This is a genomic window from Leifsonia sp. NCR5 (assembly GCF_002105485.1).
Taxonomy (GTDB): Bacteria; Actinomycetota; Actinomycetes; order Actinomycetales; family Microbacteriaceae; genus Leifsonia.
In genome coordinates, this window is sequence record NZ_NCSR01000003.1 from 46,403 (window position 1) to 60,025 (window position 13,623).

General features: G+C 68.9%; 16 protein-coding genes. 13 read left to right on the top strand and 3 right to left on the bottom strand.

The features are described from left to right. The first annotated feature begins 5 nt into the window (after positions 1-5). Complete coding sequence (locus B7438_RS03700; RefSeq protein WP_085368200.1) at positions 6-500, top strand: phage tail protein; 495 nt, start codon at positions 6-8, stop codon at positions 498-500. Between the two features lie 7 nt (positions 501-507). Then, entirely contained in the window at positions 508-1,050 is a 543-nt protein-coding gene (locus B7438_RS03705; RefSeq protein ID WP_085368202.1) for a phage tail protein, read from the top strand. Positions 1,051-1,088: 38 nt separating this feature from the next. Here the strand turns inward: B7438_RS03705 and B7438_RS03710 are convergent, their stop codons facing one another. Beyond that, positions 1,089-3,248 carry an ATP-dependent Clp protease ATP-binding subunit gene (locus B7438_RS03710; protein WP_085368204.1) on the bottom strand — a complete coding sequence of 720 codons (2,160 nt, stop codon included), beginning with the start codon at positions 3,246-3,248 and terminating at the stop codon, positions 1,089-1,091. 171 nt (positions 3,249-3,419) lie between these two features. On the opposite strand from B7438_RS03710, the gene B7438_RS03715 reads away from it, so the two are divergent. Genes B7438_RS03715 through B7438_RS03730 form a run of 4 tightly spaced genes read left to right on the top strand, consistent with a single transcriptional unit; the run spans position 3,420 to position 5,750 of the window. After that, on the top strand, positions 3,420-3,779 hold the full coding sequence (locus B7438_RS03715) for a PadR family transcriptional regulator (protein WP_085368206.1): 360 nt from the start codon (positions 3,420-3,422) through the stop codon (positions 3,777-3,779). Between the two features lie 2 nt (positions 3,780-3,781). Next, complete coding sequence (locus B7438_RS03720) at positions 3,782-4,174, top strand: DUF1048 domain-containing protein (RefSeq protein ID WP_085368209.1); 393 nt, start codon at positions 3,782-3,784, stop codon at positions 4,172-4,174. A gap of 11 nt (positions 4,175-4,185) precedes the next feature. Continuing rightward, positions 4,186-4,989, top strand: a complete 804-nt coding sequence (locus B7438_RS03725; RefSeq protein WP_085368391.1) for an ABC transporter ATP-binding protein — start codon at positions 4,186-4,188, stop codon at positions 4,987-4,989. After that, positions 4,986-5,750 carry an ABC transporter permease gene (locus B7438_RS03730; RefSeq protein ID WP_085368210.1) on the top strand — a complete coding sequence of 255 codons (765 nt, stop codon included), beginning with the start codon at positions 4,986-4,988 and terminating at the stop codon, positions 5,748-5,750. The genes B7438_RS03725 and B7438_RS03730 overlap by 4 nt, the downstream gene beginning before the upstream one ends. 86 nt (positions 5,751-5,836) lie before the next feature. Here B7438_RS03730 and B7438_RS03735 read toward each other — a convergent pair whose 3' ends face one another. Further along, a complete protein-coding gene (locus tag B7438_RS03735) occupies positions 5,837-7,465 on the bottom strand; it encodes an MFS transporter (RefSeq protein WP_085368212.1) in 1,629 nt (542 codons plus the stop codon). Further along, a complete protein-coding gene (gene glsA / locus B7438_RS03740; RefSeq protein WP_085368214.1) occupies positions 7,462-8,502 on the bottom strand; it encodes a glutaminase A in 1,041 nt (346 codons plus the stop codon). The genes B7438_RS03735 and glsA overlap by 4 nt, the downstream gene beginning before the upstream one ends. 161 nt (positions 8,503-8,663) lie before the next feature. Between glsA and B7438_RS03745 the strand changes: the two genes are divergently transcribed. From B7438_RS03745 to B7438_RS03775, 7 genes are all read left to right on the top strand, one after another. Next, on the top strand, positions 8,664-9,020 hold the full coding sequence (locus B7438_RS03745; protein ID WP_085368215.1) for a hypothetical protein: 357 nt from the start codon (positions 8,664-8,666) through the stop codon (positions 9,018-9,020). Between the two features lie 41 nt (positions 9,021-9,061). Then, positions 9,062-9,688, top strand: coding sequence for a MerR family transcriptional regulator (locus B7438_RS03750; protein WP_085368216.1), 627 nt, complete (start codon positions 9,062-9,064; stop codon positions 9,686-9,688). Next, positions 9,685-10,635: a hypothetical protein gene (locus B7438_RS03755; RefSeq protein ID WP_085368217.1), complete on the top strand. Its 951-nt coding sequence runs from the start codon at positions 9,685-9,687 to the stop codon at positions 10,633-10,635. Before B7438_RS03750 ends, B7438_RS03755 begins: the two co-directional genes overlap by 4 nt. After that, complete coding sequence (locus tag B7438_RS03760; RefSeq protein ID WP_085368218.1) at positions 10,632-11,024, top strand: DUF2834 domain-containing protein; 393 nt, start codon at positions 10,632-10,634, stop codon at positions 11,022-11,024. The genes B7438_RS03755 and B7438_RS03760 overlap by 4 nt, the downstream gene beginning before the upstream one ends. Before the next feature lie 57 nt (positions 11,025-11,081). After that, on the top strand, positions 11,082-11,756 hold the full coding sequence (locus B7438_RS03765) for a LysE family translocator (protein ID WP_085368219.1): 675 nt from the start codon (positions 11,082-11,084) through the stop codon (positions 11,754-11,756). Positions 11,757-11,793: 37 nt separating this feature from the next. Then, a complete protein-coding gene (locus tag B7438_RS03770; protein WP_085368220.1) occupies positions 11,794-12,324 on the top strand; it encodes a GNAT family N-acetyltransferase in 531 nt (176 codons plus the stop codon). Between the two features lie 87 nt (positions 12,325-12,411). Next, entirely contained in the window at positions 12,412-13,620 is a 1,209-nt protein-coding gene (locus tag B7438_RS03775) for an MFS transporter (protein ID WP_085368221.1), read from the top strand. Positions 13,621-13,623: the final 3 nt, after the last annotated feature.

Below are 13,623 nucleotides of genomic sequence, written 5' to 3' on the forward strand. Positions count from 1 at the left end.
CCAGCGTGAGCACACCGTACCTGGGCGAAATCCGCCTGGCCTCGTTCTCATTCGCGCCGAAGAACTGGGCGATGTGCGACGGGCAATTCCTTCCGATCAACCAGAATCAAGCACTGTTCTCGCTGCTCGGCACGACCTACGGCGGAAACGGTCAGACCAACTTCCGCCTCCCCGACCTGCGCGGGCGGGTGCCCGTCGGGTTCGCGAACGACTTCCCGCAGGGCCAGGCGGGCGGGGAGTACGACCACACGCTGACCGCGAGCGAGCTCGGCGCGCACACGCATCAAGCGGCCGTCGCCGTCGTGCCGAACACGGCGACGCCGACCGGATCGCAGCTCGCCCAGCCGGGAAAGGCGGCGTACGCAGCCGCTCCGACGGCGACGATGGCGCCCATCGCCGTGTCGCAGGTCGGCGGCGGCCTGGCGCACACCAACACCGCTCCATACCTCACCGTCAACTTCCTGATCGCCCTGGTGGGCATCTTCCCCACCCCGAACTGAGGAACCGATGTCTGACCAATTCGTCGGCGAGATCCGCCTCGTCGCCTTCGCGTTCGCCCCTCAGGGGTGGGCGTTCTGCCTGGGACAGCTCCTGCCGCTCTCGCAGAACACGGCGCTCTTCTCCCTGCTCGGCACCACGTACGGCGGAGACGGAAGGTCGACGTTCGCGCTGCCGAATCTGCAAGGGCGGACCGCGCTCGGCTGGACGCCGAACGGGCCACGCGGCGTCCTCTCGGCGTACGACCTCGGTCAGAGCGGTGGAGAACCGGCCGTCTCGCTCGACCAGAGCACGATCCCGTCGCACACGCACAACGTGCTCGCCGTCAACGCGCCCGGAACCACGGGCGTCGTGTCTCCGAACGCCTCGCTCGCCATCCCGCGCTACGGCAGGGTGACCGAGCGGGCGTACTCGACCGGCCAAGCAACCGTGCCGCTCGCGGCCGACGCATTCGCCGTCGCGGGCAGCAGCCAGCCGCACAACAACCTGCAGCCATACCTCTCGCTCAACTACATCATCGCCCTCCAGGGCGTCTTCCCGCCGCGCCCGTAGTTCGGCAGAGCGGCTAGTACGGCACAGCGGCGGACGCGCTACTCCCGCACCGGCGCCACGGTCAGGTGCTCGCCATCCTCCGCGAGGTCGACCCTCACCACGTCGCCGTCCCGGATCTCTCCGGCCAGCAGCTCCGTGGCGAGCCTGTCGTCGATCTCGCGCTGCATCAGGCGACGCAGCGGGCGGGCACCGTAGATCGGGTCGTAGCCGCGCTCGGCCAGCCAGCGCCGTGCATCCGGGGTCACCGCCAGTTCGAGGCGGCGTTCCTGCAGGCGGCGCATCAGCCGGTCGATGTTGAGCTCGACGATCTCGCCCAGCTCCTCCTTGTCGAGAGCCGAGAACACCACGATGTCGTCGAGGCGGTTCACGAACTCCGGCTTGAAGGCCTGGCGGACCATCTGCATCACCGCCTCCTCCTTCTCGGTCTCGTTCAGGGCCGGGTCGACCAGGAACTGGCTTCCGAGGTTGGAGGTGAGGATCAGGATGGCGTTGCGGAAGTCGACCGTGCGGCCCTGGCCGTCGGTGAGGCGCCCGTCGTCGAGCACCTGCAACAGCACGTCGAAGACCTCGGGATGCGCCTTCTCCACCTCGTCGAGGAGGATCACCGAATACGGACGGCGGCGGACAGCCTCGGTCAGCTGACCGCCCTGCTCGTAACCGACATAGCCGGGAGGGGCGCCGACGAGCCTGGACACCGAGAACTTCTCGCCGTACTCGCTCATGTCGATGCGCACCATCGACTTCTCGTCGTCGAACAGGAAGGCCGCGAGCGCCTTCGCCAGCTCCGTCTTGCCGACACCGGTCGGCCCGAGGAACAGGAAGGAACCCGTCGGCCGGTCGGGGTCGGAGATTCCGGCGCGCGTGCGACGCACGGCGTCCGCCACCGCGGCGACAGCCTTCTTCTGCCCGATGATGCGGCGGCCGAGCTCGGCCTCCAGGTGCAGCAGCTTCTCCGTCTCGCCCTGCGTCAGCCGGTCGACGGGGATGCCCGTCCACGCGGCGACGACGGCGGCGATGTCGTCGGCGGTCACCTGCTCGTTGACCATGCGCGGCTGGTCGGGGTGCTTCTCGGCGTTCTCCGCCTCTGCGAGCTCCCGCTCGATGGCCGGGATGGTCTCATACTCGATGCGCGACGCCTCCTGGTAGCGGCCGTCCCGCAGCGCGAGGTCCCGCTTGGTCTTGGCCTCATCCAGCTGGGAGCGCAGTTCTCCCACGCGGTTCAGCGACGCCTTCTCCGCACGCCAGCGTTCCTGCAGCTCGGCCAGCTGGGCCTCCTGTTCGTGCAGCCGGGTGCGCAACTGCTCCAGGCGCTCCTTGCTGGCCTCGTCCTTCTCCTTCTTGAGCGCGAACTCTTCGAGCTTCATGCGCTCGACGACGCGCTGCAGCGTGTCGATCTCGACGGGGGCGGAGTCGATCTCCATCTTGAGCCTGCTCGCGGCCTCGTCGATGAGGTCGATCGCCTTGTCCGGCAGCTGCCTGGCGGTGATGTACCTGTTCGACAGGGATGCGGCTGCGACCAGGGCGGAGTCCTCGATCGTGACGCCGTGGTGCGCCTCGTACCTGCCCTTGAGGCCGCGGAGGATCGCGACGGTGTCCTCGACGCTCGGCTCACCCACGTAGACCTGCTGGAAGCGGCGTTCGAGGGCGGCGTCCTTCTCGATGAACTCGCGGTACTCGTTGAGCGTGGTCGCGCCGATGAGGCGCAGCTCGCCGCGGGCGAGCATCGGCTTCAGCATGTTGGAGGCCGCGACGGAGCCCTCTCCACCACCGGCGCCCATCAGGATGTGCAGCTCGTCGACGAAGGTGATGATCTCCCCCTCCGCGTCGTTGATCTCCTTGAGGACGGCCTTGAGCCGCTCCTCGAACTGGCCGCGGTACATCGCGCCGGCCACGAGGGCGGAGAGGTCGAGGGAGACCAGCTGCTTCCCCTTCAGGGAGTCTGCGACGTCGCCCGCGACGATGCGCTGGGCGAGGCCTTCGACAACAGCGGTCTTACCGACGCCCGGCTCACCGATGAGCACGGGGTTGTTCTTGGTGCGGCGCGTGAGCACCTGGCTGACGCGGCGGATCTCGGCGTCCCGGCCGATGACCGGGTCGAGCTTGCCGCTCTTGGCGATCTCGGTGAGGTTGACGCCGTACTGTTCGAGCGCGCTTTTCTGCTCCTCTTGAGTGGAGGGCGCGCCTTGCATGTTCGCCATTGGTGTCCTTTCCTCGGTCGGGCAAACTTGAGTCTACTAGGCTCAACTTTCTTTCGCACCCCCCTATTTCCACCCGCTTGGAAAAAGTTCACTATTCAGTCTTGCTAACTACCGGTACTCTGCCTTACTATCTAGTAGTACCAAGCAACACTGAGTAGTAAGGAGAGCGTCATGAGCAAGCAAGCGACAGAGATGCTCAAGGGAACCCTCGAGGGCATCGTCCTTGCCATCCTCGCCGGCCGCGCAGCATACGGCTACGAGATCACCTCCTGGCTGAGGGACCAGGGTTTCTCCGACATCGCAGAGGGCACCATTTACGCACTGCTCGTCCGCATCGAGCAGCGCGGCCTCGTGGATGTGGAGAAGGTCCCGTCCGAGAAGGGGCCGCCCCGCAAGGTGTACTCCCTCAACAGCCAGGGCCAGGAATACCTCGACGAATTCTGGACCACCTGGAGCTTCCTCTCCGAGCGACTGGAACAGCTCCGCCACACCGAACAGACCGAAACACACACCCAGGAAGAGGAACAGTAGTCATGGTCGCGAAATGGATCGAAGCCCTCACCGGCTCCCTCGAACAGAAGAAGCAGTACAAGCAGGCCGTCGCCCGCGTCGAAGCTCTCCCCGAGCCCTATCGGAGCACGGCCAAGGCCCTCAACAGGTACTTCATGTACTACGGCGGCATCACAGACGGCGACACCCTGGTCACGATGATCGGCGACCACACCGACCTGTGGGAGCGCGCATCCATCGACGGCACTCCGGTGCGCGACATCGTCGGCGACGACCCCGTGGAGTTCGCGGAAGAGTTCGCCGCCTCGTACTCGGGCCACCAGTGGATCGACAAGGAGCGGGCACGCCTCACCAACGCGATCGACGCGGCGGTCAGCGGAAAGGCCGCCCCCGACAACAAGGAGACGGACGAATGACCACCACCACCATGCCGGCACCCGCCATCCGGGTGCACGGCATCGAGAAGTCCTTCAAGGAGCTGAGCGTGCTCCGCGGCGTCGACTTCGACGTCGCCCCCGGCAGCATCTTCGCCCTGCTCGGCTCGAACGGCGCGGGCAAGACCACCCTCGTGCGCATCCTGTCGACGCTGCTGAAGTCGGATGCGGGGACCGCGACGGTCGCCGGATACGACGTGGCGGCCGAGCCGGGCAGCGTGCGCGAGTCGATCAGCCTGACCGGCCAGTTCGCCGCAGTGGATGAGGTGCTCACCGGCAGGGAGAACCTCATCCTGGTCGCCAAGCTGCGCCACCTGAAGAACCCGGGCGGCATCGCGGACGACCTGCTCGCCCGGTTCTCGCTCACCGACGCCGGCAGCCGCAAGGCGGCCACGTACTCCGGAGGGATGCGCCGCCGCCTCGACATCGCGATGAGCCTGATCGGCAACCCGCCGGTCATCTTCCTCGACGAGCCGACGACGGGCCTCGACCCCCAGGCGCGCATCGAGGTGTGGCAGACGGTCAAGCAGCTGGCCGGCCAGGGCACGACGGTGCTGCTCACGACGCAGTACCTCGACGAGGCCGAGCAGCTCGCAGACCGCATCGCGATCCTGCACAAGGGCACGATCATCCAGAACGGCACGCTCGCCGAACTGAAGCAGCTCCTCCCCGCGGCGAAAGTCGAGTACGTGGAGAAGCAGCCGTCGCTCGAGGACGTGTTCCTCGCCCTCGTCGGTGAGACGGGCGAGACAGCCGAAGAGACCGCAACCGAAACCACACGAAAGGCAGACCGATGACCACGCACGTCATCAGCGACACCGGCGTTCTGACCGGTCGGTCGCTGCGCCACATCCTCCGCAGCCCGGACACCATCATCACCACCGTGATCACCCCGATCGCGCTGATGCTCCTCTTCGTCTACGTGCTCGGCGGGGCCATCCACACCGGCTCGGACGAGTCGTACGTCAACTACATGCTCCCCGGCATCCTGCTCATCACGATCGCATCCGGCGTGGCGTACACCGCGTACCGGCTGTTCCTGGATCTGCAGGGCGGCATCTTCGAGCGGTTCCAGTCCATGCCGATCTCCCGGTCGAGCGTGCTCTGGGGCCACGTGCTCACCTCGCTGGCCGCGAACCTGGTCTCCGTGGCCGTCGTCATCGGCGTCGCGCTGATCATGGGGTTCCGCACCGGGGCGTCGGTCGGTGGGTGGCTGGCCGTCGCGGGCATCCTGATCCTGTTCACCCTCGCGCTGACCTGGATCGCCGTGATCGCCGGACTCTCGGCCAAGACCGTGGACGGGGCGAGCGGCTTCAGCTACCCGCTGATCTTCCTCCCGTTCATCAGCTCCGCGTTCGTGCCGACCGAGTCGATGCCGGCCCCGGTGGCCTGGTTCGCCGAGAACCAGCCGGTGACCTCGATCGTCAACACCATCCGCGCGCTCTTCGCCGAGCAGCCGGTGGGCGGGGACATCTGGATCGCCCTCGCCTGGCTCGTCGGCATCCTGGTGGTGGCCTACGGCTTCGCCATCGCGATCTACCGGCGGAAGATCAGCTGACCTCGGAATGAGCGCGATCATCGAGTTCGAACACACTCACGCGGCACCCGTCTCGGGTGTCGCGTGGATGTGTTGGGGCCCGATGGTCAGTCGGCGGCCGGCGACGGGTCCGGGATCTCGTGGGAGCGGTAGCGCGGGAGACGCGCGGCGGGGATGATGGCGAGCGCACTCACAGCGCCGAGCATCAGCAGCCCGAGGCGGAGGGCGTCGAGGCGCGCCTGCTCGTTGATCTGCACGGCCGCATCCACCTGGGCGGGTGAGGCGTCCGTCTGGGCGAGCACGTCGCGGAGGCGGTCGTTGCTGACGAAGTTGACGTTGTCGAGATCCACCTGCGAGGTCAGCGACTCCGGCAGCTTGGGATGCGCGATCACCGCCTGCCCGACGTTCAGCCCGAGGATGGTGACGAGCAGCGCGCCGGCGATCGCCGTGCCGACCGCGGAGGCCAGGTTCTGCGTGGTCCCGCGCACCGAGCCGACGTCTCCGGCGAGTTCCTTCGGCGACGCCGTGACCAGCACGTTGAACACCAGGGTCACGAGGGCGCCCTGCCCGATGCCGAACACGATCAGCCCCAGGATGGTCGGGAGCGTCTCCCAGTTGTTGGTCACCACGAGCGACAGCCAGGCCAGCGCCGCGGTGGTCAGGATGAAGGAGAAGACGCCGATCGTGCGCGGGCTGAACCTGCGGTAGAACCGCACCACCAGCATCGCAGTGACGAACACCGTCAGGTTGAACGGGATCATGGCGAGCGACGTGTCGAACGGCGTGCGGCCCTGCACGATCTGCGTGTAGAGCGGGATGGTGAAGTTGATGGCGGCTTCCAGCAGCACGATGATGAACATCGCGTACACCGCCGAGCGCTCCCGCGACGAGCGCAGCACGCTCAGCGCGATCAGCGGCACCCGGCCCGTCTTGGTGCGGCGGCGGGTCCAGAGGAAGAACGCCTGCCCGAGCACGATGCCGACCACGATGAACACGATCGCGGGAGAGAGCCCCAGGATGTCGAACGGCGCATCCGGCCTGGCCTCGATGATGCCCCACGCGTTCAGATTGTTGAAGCCGAGCGTCAGCAGCACGATGCCGAGACCGATCAGGATGGCGCCGACCACGTCGATCTTGACGCTGCTGTCCCCACGGTCGGAGCGCAGCGAGAAGCTCAGGATGAACACCACGACCGCGAGCACCACCAGGATCGCGAACACCGGCCGCCAGCCCACCAGGGTGCCGAGCGCGCCGCCGATGAAGAACGCGCTGAACCCGGAGATGGCGCGGGCAGAGCCGAGCGATCCGATGGCCGTCGCCTGCTGCGTCCCCCGGTAGTTCTCCGCGATCAGCGCGACGAGCGCCGGGACGATGATGGCCGCGGACGCTCCGGCGAGCGCCTGGGCGCCGATCACCCAGCCGACGGTCGGCGCGAAGATCATCATCACCTCGGCGACCGCGAACAGCCCGATAACGATGCGGAAGATCAGCACCCAGCCGACGCGCTGACCGAGCTTGGCACCCACCATCACGAGCGCCGCGACCGCGATGCCGTACATGACGATGGCGGTGCTGACGGTGGTCGGGGGGACCCCGAAGTCGTCGACCATTCCTCCGAGCGACACCGGCAGGGCCGCGACGTTGAACGACATCAGGATCTGCGCGCAGAACAGCGCGATCATCGGTCGCCACGAGGCCTTCTCGATCACCGGTGCGACGGCTTCTGTTGCACTCATCGTTCCTGCCCTTCTGTCGACGTGTCATGGAGCTGCGCGTCCGGCCTGCCGTGCACGTCGGACGCGAAGACGTTCAGCCCGAGGCTGCGTGAGAGGAACGCCGTGGCCCGCTGGCCGCGAACGCTGTTGCCCGCCGCATCCAGCGGGGGAGAGAACGTGCCGATCCCCGCCTTGCCCGGCGCGATGGCGACGAGGCCGCCCGCGACGCCGGACTTGCCCGGTATCCCGATCTCGAACAGCCACTCCCCCGACTGCTCGTAGAGTCCGCTGGCCGCCATCACGGCGAGCGTGTCCCTGCAGACGTGCGGGGAGACGACGCGTTCGCCGGTGACCGGGTTCACGCCGCCGTCGGCGAGCGTGGCGCCCATCACAGCGAGGTCGCGTGCCGTGACGAGGAGCGAGCACTGCCGCGTGTAGACGTCGACGACCTCGACGGGGTCCGCGGTGATCCTGCCGTAGCTCTCCAGCAGCCGGGCGATGGCCTGGTTGCGCTGGTTGGTCGCCGCCTCCGACTCGTACACGCCGGTGTCGAGTTCGAGCCGCCTCCCGGCGAACCGCGAGAGGCCGTCCTGGATGAACGCCCACCGTTCGTCGGCGGTCGATCCCGGAACGAGCGCCGTGGTGGCGAGAGCTCCCGCGTTGACCATCGGGTTCATCGGGTGCCCGTCGTTCAGCTCGATGGCCATCACCGAGTTGAAGGCGAGGCCGGTGTTGTTCACCCCGACGCGTTCGAGGGCGAGCTCGTGGCCGAGTTCCTCGCAGACCAGGGCGTAGACGAACGCCTTCGAGATCGACTGGATGGAGAACGCGTGCCCGACGTCGCCCGCGCTGTGCACGGCGCCGTTCACCTCGGCGACGCTGACACCGAACAGGGCGGGGTCGGCGACGGCCAGGGCGGGGATGTAGTCGGCGACCGTTCCCGCGGTCACCGCCCGGTTGCGCTCGTACGCATCCTGGACGAGGTGCTCGACGTCGTCCCAGGACGGGAGCGCGCCGGTCGAGACCCGTTCGGCTACTCCATCGACATCCAACTCCATGTGTGGGCTCCCCTCCACGCGTCGCCGCACGACGGTCGGTGTGCGGCGCTGTAGGCCCGTCGGGCTCATCATTTCGCTGTTCGGTGCCACGCGCAACAAATGTTTCCCCCGCCGTAACGAGCGGGGTGGCGCGGGGCGGCCCTGCGGTGAAAGATGGGGACGTGGTTGACCCGATGGATGTGCGGATCGTGCTCATGGACAGCGCGACCGCCGCCGCACTCGCCCAGATCCTTCCGCTGCTGCTGCTGACCCTGATGGTGGAGCTGCGCAGGCTCGAACTGCACAGGCGCGGACGCTCGGTGCGGAGGACGAGGGCGCTGCTCGCCGCGTTCTTCCTGGTCTTCGGTTTCATCGAGTCCGCGCTGGTGCTGTCGATCGACGGCGAGCTCGTGCCGTTCACCTGGAGCGACCTCGCCTCCTCGCTGGTGATCTTCGGCCTGCTGGCGATCCTGTTCTGGCTCTCGCTGCAGGAGGCCCCGTCCCGATCGAAGCGCTCGCGCGGAGACGACGCGCTCTGAGACACTGGTAGTGGCGCTACCGGTAGTGTTACTATCGGCGCATGCTCATCACCGAACTCGCCGAGACCACCGGAACCCCGTCCGCCACGATCAAGTACTACGTGCGCGAGGGACTCCTGCCGGCCGGTGAGCGCCTCAACGGCAACCGCACGGAATACGGCGATGCGCACATCCACCGGCTGCGGCTCATCCGGTCGATGCTCGAAGTCGGGCACCTGTCCGTCAGCTCGGTGGCGCAGGTGCTGGCGGCGCTCGACGATCCGGATGCGCCGATCGCGCACACGTTCGACGTGGCGCAGCAGGCGTTGTCCCGCGCCGCGGTCCCCGACGTGTCGGAGCCGACGGACGCATCCATCGCCCGCATCGACGCGCTGATCGGGCGCGCGGGATGGTCGGACTGCGAAGGCAACATCGGCCAGCAGATCGCCGCGCGCGTGCTCGACGCGTTCGCGAACGCCGGCTTCCCGCTGCCGGACAGTTATCTGGACGCATACGCGTCAGCGGCCCGTGCGGCCGCCGACGCCGACCTCGACGCCGTCGCGGCTCTGCCGGACGCGTCGCGGATGGCCGAGCTCATGGTGGTCGGCACCGTGCTCGGCGACTCGCTCGCCCTCGGTCTGCGGCGCATCGCCCAGGCCGCCGTCACCTCGGAGAGAAGGCTCTCATGAAGTCCGTCTTCGCCTGGCACCGTCCGCTCATGACGGTCGCCGCCCTCATGGTCGTCAGCACCATCGTCTGCCTGATCGGCCTGCTGGTCGACCAGAGGCAGGTCCTCGGCGTCGACACCTGGCTCAAGCCGCTCAAGTTCTCCCTGTCGATCCTGCTCTACAGCGTGACCTGGGCCTGGCTGATCGCGCACCTCCCCCGGTTCCGCCGCGTGGCGCACACCGCGGGAACCGTCATCGCGGTCGCCCTGATCGTCGAGCAGGTCGCGATCGTCGGCGCCGCCGCCGCCGGCACCACCAGTCACTTCAACGTCTCGACCGGGCTCGCCGCCGCGGTGTGGGGCATCATGGCCGTGTCCATCACGGTGCTCTACGTCGGAACGTTCGTGACGACGATCGCGGTGTTCTTCCTGCGGCTGCCGACCGCATCCACCACTGTCGCCGTGCGGGCGGGTGCGCTGATCGCGCTCGTGGGGATGGGCCTCGCCTACCTCATGACCGGGCCGACCGCCGCACAGCTCCACGACTTCCAGGGCATCGCGGGCGCCCACACGGTCGGGCTGGCGGACGGCGGACCCGGCCTGCCCCTGCTCGGCTGGAGCACGGTGGGCGGCGATCTGCGCATCCCGCACTTCATCGGGATGCACGCACTGCAACTGCTGCCGCTCTTCGCCATCGCGCTCGGCTGGCTCGGCCGCCATTGGCGCGCCGTCGCCGACGACAGGGTGCGGCTGCGGCTCGTCGTGGTGGCGACCGCGGTGTACGCGGCCGTGCTTGTCCTGGTGACGTTCCAGGCGCTCGCCGGGCAGTCGATCGTGCGGCCGGACGGGCTCTTCCTGGCCGGAGGATGGATCATCGCCGTCGGCGGAGTGATCGCCGCCGTCGCTGTCGTCGCGGTCGGAACGCACTCCGGCTCGCGGCCGAGGATGCACGCGGGGGCGACGGCATGACCGGGCCGCGCTGGAACAGCAGGGCGGTCTTCTTCCTCGTCGTCGCCCTCCTCGGGCTCGTCGGCACCTGGGCGTTCAACATCGCCGCCATCCTGCAGCACCGCGACTACGTGGGCGACTGGCTGCAGAGCGGCCCGGCGGTTTCGTCGCTCACGGTCGACGTGCTGATCGCCGCCGTGGCCGCAATCGCGTTCATGGTCTTCGAGAGCAGGCGGCTCGGGATGCGGCGGGTGTGGGTCTACATCGTCCTCATCCCGCTGGTGGCGCTCGCGTTCGCGCTTCCGCTGTTCCTCGCGATGCGGGAGCGGGCGCTGGCGGCGCGCGCGGCGGCGGCGGATGCGGAGGCAGTACCGGACGCGGCGGCACCGGACGCGGAAGGTGCCCCGTGATCGCAGTGGGCGTCGCGACCTATACCCTCGCGCTCTGACCGGCCCTAGGATCGTCGCATGTCGCTGCTCACGATCCTCGCCTTCTCCGGGCTCTGCCTGGTGCTCGCGCTGACCCCTGGACCTGACACGTTCCTGGTGCTCCGCTACAGCATGGCCAGGGCGCGCGACGGTTTCGCGGCGGCGGTCGGCTGCTCGCTCGGCTCGCTCGTCTGGGCCGGGCTGGTCGCGGTCGGGCTCGCGACGCTGATGGAGCAGTCTGCCGAGGTGTTCCGCATCGTGAAGATCTTGGGAGGGCTGTACCTCATCTACCTCGGTGTGATGGCCTTCGTCGCGACTCTGAGGAGCGCGCGCGCTGCGGCTGCCGCCGCCTCCGGCGACGCCTCGGCGGAGGGTGGCGCAGAGTCCCCCGCGGCTCCGGCGACCGGCGGCTGGTCGCTCCGCAGCCTCCTGGCCGGGATGCTCTCCACCCTGCTCAACCCGAAGGTCGGGCTGTTCTTCCTCGCGGTCGTGCCGCAGTTCGTGCCGGCGAACGCGGGACTGGGCGAGACGATGCTGCTCGGCGCGGTGGACGCGCTCGTCTCCGTCGCCTACCTCGGCGTCGTGGTGCTGCTCGCCTCCCGCATGGTCGCCTGGCTGAAGCGCCCGCGGGTCACCCGCGCGCTCGAACGCGTGTCCGCCGGCATCCTCGCGGCCCTCGGCATCGGCACGGTGGTCGCCGGCGCGGAAAGCTGACCCTGCCCGACCTTCCCCGTTCTTATACGCTCGGACGGTGACGATTCGAGCGGCACGGACCACGGACATCCCGGCCATCCAGGAGATCGAACGGGCAGCGGGAGAGCCCTTCCGCGGGATCGGGCTCGCGGAGATCGCCGACGACGAGCCGCCCGGCGCGGACGAGCTGGCGGCGTGCATCCGGAGCGGCGGAGCGCTGGTGGCGGTCGACGGGACGGACACCCCCGTCGCGTATCTGCTGGTCGAGACGCTCGGCAGCCGGGCGCACATCGAGCAGGTGTCCGTGCATCCATCGCACGCCAGGCAGGGGCTGGGCGCGCGGTTGATCGAGGCTGCGGACGCCTGGGCGCTGGAGCGCGGGCTGACCGAGCTGACGCTGACGACGTTCGCGGACGTCCCGTGGAACGCGCCGTACTACGCCCGTCTCGGATTCTCGCTGCTTCCCGACGAGCAGCGGGACGACGCGCTCCGCGAGCGGGTGCGCGAGGAGGCCGCTGCCGGGCTCGCGCTCAGCGACTGGCCCCGGGTGGCGATGGCGCGGGATGCGCGGCGCCGGTCGGCGGTCTGACCGACCGCGCAGACGATCCGGACGGATGGTCGCCTGTCCCGGACGGAGGATCAGGTGCGCCCCTCCGCGATCCGCCAGGGTGGAACAGTGACGACAGACACCTCTCCCATCCGGGCCACCTCCCCCGCCGCTCCCACGCACCAGCGCACGCGCTGGGCCGCCCTCATCGTCATGCTCCTGACGAGCTTCGTGCTGGTGACGGCCGAGTTCCTGCCGTCCGGTGTGCTGACCGCGATGGCCGCCGAGCTGGGGGTGACGCCCGGACAGGCCGGGCAGACCGTCACCGTCACGGCGTTCGTCGGGTTCCTGGCGGCGCCGACGCTCGGCATCCTGATCCCCCGGATGGACAGGCGCACCTTCCTGGTGCTCGTCGCGATCCTCGCCGCGGTGTCCAACCTGGCCGTGGCGGTGGCGCCGTCGCTGTGGCTGCTGCTGGTGGCGCGACTGCTCATCGGCGTGGCGATCAGCGGCTTCTGGTCGATGTCGCTCACGGTGGCGGCGCAGCTGGCCAGCCCGGAACGGCTCGGGCGGGCGATGACCATCGTCAGCGCCGGCATGACCCTGGCCGTCGTGGCCGGTGTGCCGATCGGGGTGTACCTCACCGAGCTGGTCGACTGGCGCGGCGTGTTCCTCGGCGCGGCCGTGCTCACCGCCGTCGTCGCGGTCGCCCTGCGCCTGACGCTGCCACGGATCGCCCCGGCCGAGGCGTCGAGCCTGAGCATCCTGGTCGACACGCTCAAGCGGCCTGGCGTGCGGCAAGGCCTCGCCGGCCACATCCTGATCGTGTTCGGGCACTTCATGGCGTACACGTTCATCCGGCTCGCGCTCGACCAGGTGCCCGGACTCGACACGGCCTTCGCGGCCGGCCTGCTCGTGGTGTTCGGCGTGGGCGGCGTGGTCGGGAACCTCGTGGTCGGCGCGCTCGCCGACCGGTACCTCGGACTGCTGCGCTACCTGCAGCCGGCGCTCATCGCCGGGGCGATCCTGCTCTCGGTGCTCGGCCAGGGCTCAGTGATCGTGGTGGCAGCGGCCATCGCGGTCTGGGGCTTCGGCTTCGGGGCGTGGCCGGCGGTCATCAACACCTGGGCCGGACGCTACATCCCGGACAGGCTCGAAGCGGCGGGTGGCCTCGTCGTCGCCGGGTTCCAGCTGGCGATCACCCTCGGCGCCGGGCTCGGCGGCATCCTGGTCGACAGCGTGGATGTGCGGTTCACGTACCTGGTGGCGGTGGCCGTGGTCGCGGTGGGCGTGGTGCTGTTCGGCAGCGCGGGGAGGCGCCGGGCGCTGCAGGGGTGAGGG

Coding starts and splice junctions, on each gene's coding strand:
- B7438_RS03725 (WP_085368391.1), top strand. CDS start 4,186: ATGCCGGCACCCGCCATCCGGGTGCACGGCATCGAGAAGTCCTTCAAG.
- B7438_RS03765 (WP_085368219.1), top strand. CDS start 11,082: ATGTCGCTGCTCACGATCCTCGCCTTCTCCGGGCTCTGCCTGGTGCTC.
- B7438_RS03710 (WP_085368204.1), bottom strand. CDS start 3,248: ATGGCGAACATGCAAGGCGCGCCCTCCACTCAAGAGGAGCAGAAAAGC.
- B7438_RS03715 (WP_085368206.1), top strand. CDS start 3,420: ATGAGCAAGCAAGCGACAGAGATGCTCAAGGGAACCCTCGAGGGCATC.
- B7438_RS03735 (WP_085368212.1), bottom strand. CDS start 7,465: ATGAGTGCAACAGAAGCCGTCGCACCGGTGATCGAGAAGGCCTCGTGG.
- B7438_RS03720 (WP_085368209.1), top strand. CDS start 3,782: ATGGTCGCGAAATGGATCGAAGCCCTCACCGGCTCCCTCGAACAGAAG.
- glsA (WP_085368214.1), bottom strand. CDS start 8,502: ATGGAGTTGGATGTCGATGGAGTAGCCGAACGGGTCTCGACCGGCGCG.
- B7438_RS03705 (WP_085368202.1), top strand. CDS start 508: ATGTCTGACCAATTCGTCGGCGAGATCCGCCTCGTCGCCTTCGCGTTC.
- B7438_RS03730 (WP_085368210.1), top strand. CDS start 4,986: ATGACCACGCACGTCATCAGCGACACCGGCGTTCTGACCGGTCGGTCG.
- B7438_RS03760 (WP_085368218.1), top strand. CDS start 10,632: ATGACCGGGCCGCGCTGGAACAGCAGGGCGGTCTTCTTCCTCGTCGTC.
- B7438_RS03755 (WP_085368217.1), top strand. CDS start 9,685: ATGAAGTCCGTCTTCGCCTGGCACCGTCCGCTCATGACGGTCGCCGCC.
- B7438_RS03750 (WP_085368216.1), top strand. CDS start 9,062: ATGCTCATCACCGAACTCGCCGAGACCACCGGAACCCCGTCCGCCACG.